The following is a 5913-nucleotide window of genomic DNA, read 5'->3' as shown; positions in this document are numbered from 1 at the left end:
GGCGCACCGCCGCCACCACCCGGTCGCCCGCCGCGAGCGCCGCCTCCGCCAACGCGCGTCCGAAACCCCGGGACGCGCCGGTGATGATCCAGGTCTTTGTCGTCATGCCGGCGACGCTACGGCTTCGAGCGCGCTCGAACGCAAACCCGTAGCCGGTCCGAAGGAATCCATAACTCCGCCGCCCCAGGGTGAGGGTCAACCGATCATCGCACCGCGGTGTTCTTGCCGACGTCCCTCCCCCTGTCCCCTGGAGCCTTCATGACTACCCGCCGCTGGGCGGCACTGCCCGTGCTGCTGGTCGCGGTGTTCGTGACCACGCTGGACTTCTTCGTCGCGAACCTGGCCGTCCCGTCGATCCGCGCCGACCTGCGGGCCGGTGACGCCGCGGTGCAGTTCGTGGTCGCCGGGTACGGGCTGGCGTACGCGGCCGGGCTGATCACCTCCGGACGGCTCGGCGACCTGTACGGGCACCGGCGGATGTTCCGCGCCGGGCTGGCGCTGTTCACGCTGGCGTCGGCGGGGTGCGGGCTCGCGGGAGACGCGGTGTGGCTGGTGGCCGCCAGGGTCGCGCAGGGCGTGGCCGCGGCGCTGCTCGCGCCGCAGGTCCTCACGCTGCTCGGGGATCTCTACCGGGGCGCCGACCGGGCCACGGCCTTCCGCTGGTACGGCACGGCCGTCGGCCTGGCCGGGGTCAGCGGCCAGGTGATCGGCGGTGTGCTGGTGGCAGGCGATCCGCTGGGGCTGGGCTGGCGGGCCTGCTTCCTGGTGAACGTACCCCTCGGCGCCGCGGCGCTGGCCATGGCGGGACGGCTGCTCCCCCGGCCCCTGCCGTCGCCGCCACGGCGAGCCGTATCCCACACGCCCCGAGCCGGGCTCGACCTGGGCGGGGCCGGGCTCGTGACCGCCGGGCAGGTGGCGATCGTGCTGCCCCTGATCGAGGGCCGCGAACAGGGCTGGCCGCCGTGGGCCTGGTGGTGCCTGGCCGCCTCCGGTCCGATCCTGACCGCGTTCGTCCGCCGTCAGCGGCGGCTGGCGGGCTCGGGGCGGACCCCGCTGCTCGACCTCGACGTGTTCGCGGACCGGGCGTTCGCCTGGGGTCTGGTCGCCGTGGCGCTGCTGTTCGGCACCTCGGCCGGGCTGTCGTTCGTGCTCGCCCTCTACCTGCAGGACGGCCTCGGCCTCGACCCGCTCGCCGCCGGAGCCGTGTGCACCGCGCTCAACGCGGGCTTCTTCGCCGCCTCCCTCCGACCTGGACGCTTCGGCGCACCCGTACTGCTGCTCGGGCTGTGCCTCCTGTACGACGTCGTGGCACGCGCGGCGCAGCCGTACCAGGTGGCCATGGCCCTCCTCGTGGTCGGAGCCGGGATGGGACTGATCATGTCGCCGCTGCTCTCCTCGGTGCTGTCGGCCGTACGCCCCGAGCGGGCGGGAGCCACGGCCGGGGTGCTCGGAACCGTTCAGGAGACCGGGGGCGTGCTCGGCTGCACGATCACCGGCACCGTCTTCTTCGGCACGCTGGCCGGCGGCGACTGGCGGTCCGCGACGCTGGCCGCGCTGTCCGTGCTGGTCGCGGGCGCGCTGGGCGTGCTGGCCCATGCCATGCTGCGTCCCCGCGCCCGCACCGCGGTGACGGCGACGTCAGGCGGGCAGCACGATCGCCGGCCGGACGGCCTGGAATGCGGGCGACCATAGCCGAGACCGTGCTGCTCGATCATCCATCGGGTGGGCACCGATCGGGCGTTCAGGATGTCGCGGTTGAGTACTGCGCAAACGGGTGCCGTGAGGCGGGATCACTCGCGGTCTGCGCCGCTGAACTCGGCTGGAACGAGTTCGCAAGGTGCGACCGGTCCGCGGATGACCCCGACGCCGCCTCCATAGCTCTTGTTCAGGTCGCCGTTGGCGGAGTGCATCACGACGACGAGCGTCTCGTCCGGCCCGAAGTCCTTCGGGTCGATCCAGAAGTCTCTCGAGTCCTCGGCTTGTCTCAGCGGCATCCGGTCCGGCTGGGGCGCCGTCTGACCCCGAGGCTCGCGGCAGGCCTGTCGATCACCGTCATCAGCGAGCTTCTCGGCGTACCACCGGAGAGGCGTCCCCTGTTCCGCACCGGCGAGCCGTTCCCCCGTTACGCCCATCAGGACCTGGAGCTGGACGGCATCGCCATCAAGTCCGGCGACCTCGTCCTGGTCCGCCTGGAAGCCGCCCACCGCGACCCGGCCCACTTCACCGACCCCGGCCGCTTCCTTCCGGGCCGCCGCTCCTCCCCTCCCCTGGTCTTCGGCCACGGCCCGCACCACTGCCTGGGCGCCGTCCTCGCTCGCGCCGAGATCGGCCCCGCCCTGTCGGCGTTGTCACGTCACCTTCCCGGGGCACGGCCGGCCGAGCCGCTCGAGAGCGTGGAGTGGACGACCGACAGCGTCGACATCGGCCCGCTCGCCGTACGCGTCACCTGGTAGGCCTCCCGACCGCTCTCTTAACAGGAAGCGGTGAGGGTGGCCTTCCAATAATGTTCGGAGCCGGCCGGAGAATAGCTCGTGCTGATCTCTTGGCAACTGCTGCTGTACGCCTGCATGGCGGACACCGCGCTGGCATGAGCATCGGAGGGGAGATAACCGTAGCCGACGAAGGTCCGTTGATCCGCCACGGCGGCGTCGGCCAGGCCGGCTACGACTGCCGCCGCCAATGTCATGGTCGCCAACGCGCGGGTTACACGTCGATGCATTGTTCCCCCAAGGGCAAACAAGATCGGTTTGACTTTTCAGTCAAACCGATCTTTCCATCAAGGTCAAGGGCCAGCTGACTCCCTCATCGAGGGAGCTCGCACGATGTGCCGGTCCAGCCAGGGACCTTGCCGTTCGTCCGTTGCCTCCACCCTCAGCCCCCAGCCACTCGGCCAGGCAACGGCACGAGCCCGGCAGGTTGGGACCGGTGATGCGCCACAGCGGCCGGCGAGTCGAGGCCCCGGAGTCCGAGGTTGCCGGCGGGTCAGGGAAGTTGCGATCGGGTGTGCGGTGTGGGTTCCCGGCCGGTGCCGGACGGGCGCCGGGACGCGTCGGACGGTGGCACCGCAGCAGGGCGGCATACGACGTACGAGAGGGACAGCAGGACAAGGGCGGCGGCGGGAACCGCACCGGCGAGCGCCAGACCGATCCGGGGGCCGAGGTGCTGGTTGATGGCGCCGATCAGGGGTCCGCCGAGCGCGCCGCAGCCAAAGAACACGAGAAGGTAGACACCTATGGCCCTGCCGCGAAGCTCGGTCCCGGCAGCGACCTGCACGGTGGCGTTGACCGCGGTGAACAACAGTGTCGTAGTCATGCCGATCCCGGCGAGGGCGCACGCGAGGCTCCACGGTGTCGGCATGGCGGCGGCGAGTAAATACGTGGCGGCCACCGCGCACCCGGTCCAGGTCAGTCCGTTCATGGTGGTGCGGGTTCGACCGGCGGCGATCAGCGCGCCGAGCATGGAGCCGAGCGCCACGACGAAGGTGAGCGTCGCGTAGCCGGAGGGCCCGATGTCGAGGGAGCGAGCGTAGGCGGACAGGGTGACCGGCAGGCTGCTGGTGAACATGCTGAACGCGCCGGCCAGCGCGATGGGCCGCCAGATCTCCGGTCGCCGTACCAGTCCGCGCATCCCACCTGGAACGAGTGCGGCGGCGCGCACCGCGGGGCGCGGGTGCGGGAGCCGGTCCGGGTCGATGCAGGCGAAGGCGATGAGCGGGACAGCGTAGGAGACGGCGTTGAGAGCAAAAGCCCAGCCGGGACCGACGGCGCTGATCAGTGCGCCGGACACCGCCGGGCCGGTGAGGGCGCCGAGTTGGTACGTCGAGGAGTTGAGACTGATGGCGCTGTGCAGGTGATCGCGTTCGACCAGGTCGGTGACGAACGCCAGCCGAGCAGGCTGGTCGATCGCCGCGATGATGCCGAGAGCCGCCGCCAGGAGTTGGATGTGCCAGGCGGTGACGTGGCCGGTGAGGGTGAGCGCGGCGAGGATCGCGGCCAGGGCGCCGGTCGCGGCCTGGGTGGCCTGCAACACCCGGCGCTTCGGGTAGTGATCGGCGATCCACCCACCGGCCAGGCCGAAGACCAGCATGGGGGCCAGTTGCAGAGCAGTGGTGACTCCGACGGCGGTGGCATCTCCGGTGAGGCTGAGCACCAGCCAGTCCTGGGCGATGCGCTGCGCCCACATCCCGGTGGTCGCCACTGTCTGGCCGAGCAGCAGGAGTCGGAAGTTCCGGGAACGCAACGCGGCAAGCCTGGTACGTCGCGGGATAGGTGGCTTCGGCCGGGGGCTGGGGGGCTCTGGCCTGGCGGCCGCCCTGGTCACGACGAAACTCCTCCTTCGGTAACGGGGCTGTGTCTCCATCGTTGGGCACCGCGATCAATTCACGAAAGAGAATTGATCAAATAAGTCTTATTGCGAATCATGATGAGCTGGCCTAGCGTCGGGTCGTATGTTTCCTCCCGAGCAGGTGCGGACTTTCCTGGTAGTGGCGCAGTCATTGAGCTTCAGCCGGGCTGCGGCGGCGCTGGGCCTCGGTCAGCCCACAGTGAGTCAGCACATACGCAAGCTTGAACAAGCGGTTGGTCGGCCCTTGCTGGTCCGGGACACTCGCAGCGTGACGTTGACCGTCGACGGAGAGGCGATGGTCGGCTTCGCCCGCTCGATTCTCACCGCACACGCTCAGGCGGCGGACTATTTCACCGGCGGCGGAGTGCGGGGCCGGTTGCGATTCGGAGTGACCGACAATCTCGCGCTGAGCCAGCTGCCGCGCATTCTGCGGGACTTCCGGCACCTCAACCCCGGCGTCACTCTGGACCTGACCGTGGTCCAGCAGGGCGTGCAACTGCAACGCCGAGTCGAATCCGGCCACGTCGACGTCGCCTTCCTTCAGACGACCGCCGGAGAGGGACGGGGCCGGCTGGTGCGCCGGGACCGGCTGGTCTGGGCTGCCGTCGAGGGCAGCGGCCTGCGGTGGGACGAGGGACAGCGGGTGCCGCTGATCGTGTATCAGGCGCCCAGCCCCAGCCGGGCATTGGCGGTGCAGGCGTTGGAGCAGGCAGGCGTCAAACACCGTGTGGTCTGTACGGCGCGCGGGGTCAACGCCGTGCTGGCCGCCACCCGCGCCGGCCTCGGTGTTGCGATCTTCGCCCGCAGCCTGCTGCCCGCCGATCTGGTCGAGCTTCCCAAGGGTGCCGGGCTACCCGAACTGGGCGAACTCGACCTCGTCCTGCTGACCAACCCGCATGCCCCCTCCGAACTCGCGGAGGCCCTGACCAGCGCCATCCTCGCGCGCGCCAACCCCACCGGCTCCATCCCCGACACCCGTCACCGGCCGGAGGCTCCGACAGGTGCGGAGATCCGCCGAACGCGTCAGTAGAGGGCAAGGCCTCGATGCGTTCCCATGGCCTGGTCGCCGGAGTTCCGCCGTGGGCACGGCGCTCCGTCCAACGGGCTCAACCACGGCCGGACCCACGGGGATCCGAGCGGAGGGCCTGGAACGACCCCGGTCCGCTTGGATGGACCGGGGCCGTTCGTCGTCACCGGGCTTGACCTGCCTCTCCTTGGGAGGCCGCGGGTCACAGGCTGCGGGCGGTGATGTCGCCGTTGGAGGTGGTGGCGTGGATGTCGAGTTCGGCGGTGCCGTCGTTCTTGAGGGCGTTGGTGATACGGCCGTAGGTGGTGCCCGCGTCCAGCGCGGCCGAGACCCCGGCGGCGGCGGAGATCGCGATGTCGCCGGACTGGGTGCGGAGCACGACCTTGCCACCGCTGGCCTCGGCGATGCGGATGTCACCCCGTGCGGTGCTGATCTCCGCGGGGCCGCCCAGCCGGCCGACCTCGACGTCGCCGTCGGTCGCGGTCAGGCGCAGGCTCGCGGTCTCCTCGAGCGTGATCTGGCGGTACGCGCCGTCGAAGGCG

At 70.7% G+C, this 5913-nt stretch carries 7 protein-coding genes; 3 read left to right on the top strand and 4 right to left on the bottom strand.

What is annotated here, in order from left to right; translation table 11 throughout:
• Positions 1 to 258 precede the first annotated feature (258 nt).
• Positions 259 to 1692 carry an MFS transporter gene (locus ACWDX9_RS58610; RefSeq protein WP_449972150.1) on the top strand — a complete coding sequence of 478 codons (1434 nt, stop codon included), beginning with the start codon at positions 259 to 261 and terminating at the stop codon, positions 1690 to 1692.
• A 98-nt stretch (positions 1693 to 1790) separates the two neighbouring features.
• Here the strand turns inward: ACWDX9_RS58610 and ACWDX9_RS58605 are convergent, their stop codons facing one another.
• Entirely contained in the window at positions 1791 to 1994 is a 204-nt protein-coding gene (locus ACWDX9_RS58605) for a hypothetical protein (RefSeq protein ID WP_449972148.1), read from the bottom strand.
• On the opposite strand from ACWDX9_RS58605, the gene ACWDX9_RS58600 reads away from it, so the two are divergent.
• A complete protein-coding gene (locus ACWDX9_RS58600) occupies positions 1980 to 2453 on the top strand; it encodes a cytochrome P450 (protein ID WP_449972145.1) in 474 nt (157 codons plus the stop codon). The two genes, ACWDX9_RS58605 and ACWDX9_RS58600, sit on opposite strands and share 15 nt — an antisense overlap.
• Positions 2454 to 2470: 17 nt before the next feature.
• Here ACWDX9_RS58600 and ACWDX9_RS58595 read toward each other — a convergent pair whose 3' ends face one another.
• Positions 2471 to 2686: a hypothetical protein gene (locus ACWDX9_RS58595; protein ID WP_449972142.1), complete on the bottom strand. Its 216-nt coding sequence runs from the start codon at positions 2684 to 2686 to the stop codon at positions 2471 to 2473.
• Between the two features lie 296 nt (positions 2687 to 2982).
• On the bottom strand, positions 2983 to 4359 hold the full coding sequence (locus ACWDX9_RS58590; protein ID WP_449972140.1) for an MFS transporter: 1377 nt from the start codon (positions 4357 to 4359) through the stop codon (positions 2983 to 2985).
• 88 nt (positions 4360 to 4447) lie between these two features.
• Between ACWDX9_RS58590 and ACWDX9_RS58585 the strand changes: the two genes are divergently transcribed.
• A complete protein-coding gene (locus tag ACWDX9_RS58585) occupies positions 4448 to 5374 on the top strand; it encodes a LysR substrate-binding domain-containing protein (RefSeq protein WP_449972138.1) in 927 nt (308 codons plus the stop codon).
• Between the two features lie 199 nt (positions 5375 to 5573).
• On the opposite strand, the gene ACWDX9_RS58580 is transcribed toward ACWDX9_RS58585, so the two are convergent.
• A partial coding sequence (locus ACWDX9_RS58580; protein ID WP_449972135.1) for a DUF4097 family beta strand repeat-containing protein occupies positions 5574 to 5913 on the bottom strand: 340 nt, incomplete at its 5' end.

This window comes from Nonomuraea sp. NPDC003201, assembly GCF_053590415.1.
The sequence above is the reverse complement of the archived record's forward strand: the minus strand, read 5'-3'. Positions and strand labels throughout refer to the sequence as shown.

Bases quoted from the DNA above. Each gene is read 5' to 3' on its own strand.
- ACWDX9_RS58610 (WP_449972150.1), top strand. From the start codon at position 259: ATGACTACCCGCCGCTGGGCGGCACTGCCCGTGCTGCTGGTCGCGGTG.
- ACWDX9_RS58605 (WP_449972148.1), bottom strand. From the start codon at position 1,994: ATGCCGCTGAGACAAGCCGAGGACTCGAGAGACTTCTGGATCGACCCG.
- ACWDX9_RS58595 (WP_449972142.1), bottom strand. From the start codon at position 2,686: ATGACATTGGCGGCGGCAGTCGTAGCCGGCCTGGCCGACGCCGCCGTG.
- ACWDX9_RS58590 (WP_449972140.1), bottom strand. From the start codon at position 4,359: ATGGAGACACAGCCCCGTTACCGAAGGAGGAGTTTCGTCGTGACCAGG.
- ACWDX9_RS58585 (WP_449972138.1), top strand. From the start codon at position 4,448: ATGTTTCCTCCCGAGCAGGTGCGGACTTTCCTGGTAGTGGCGCAGTCA.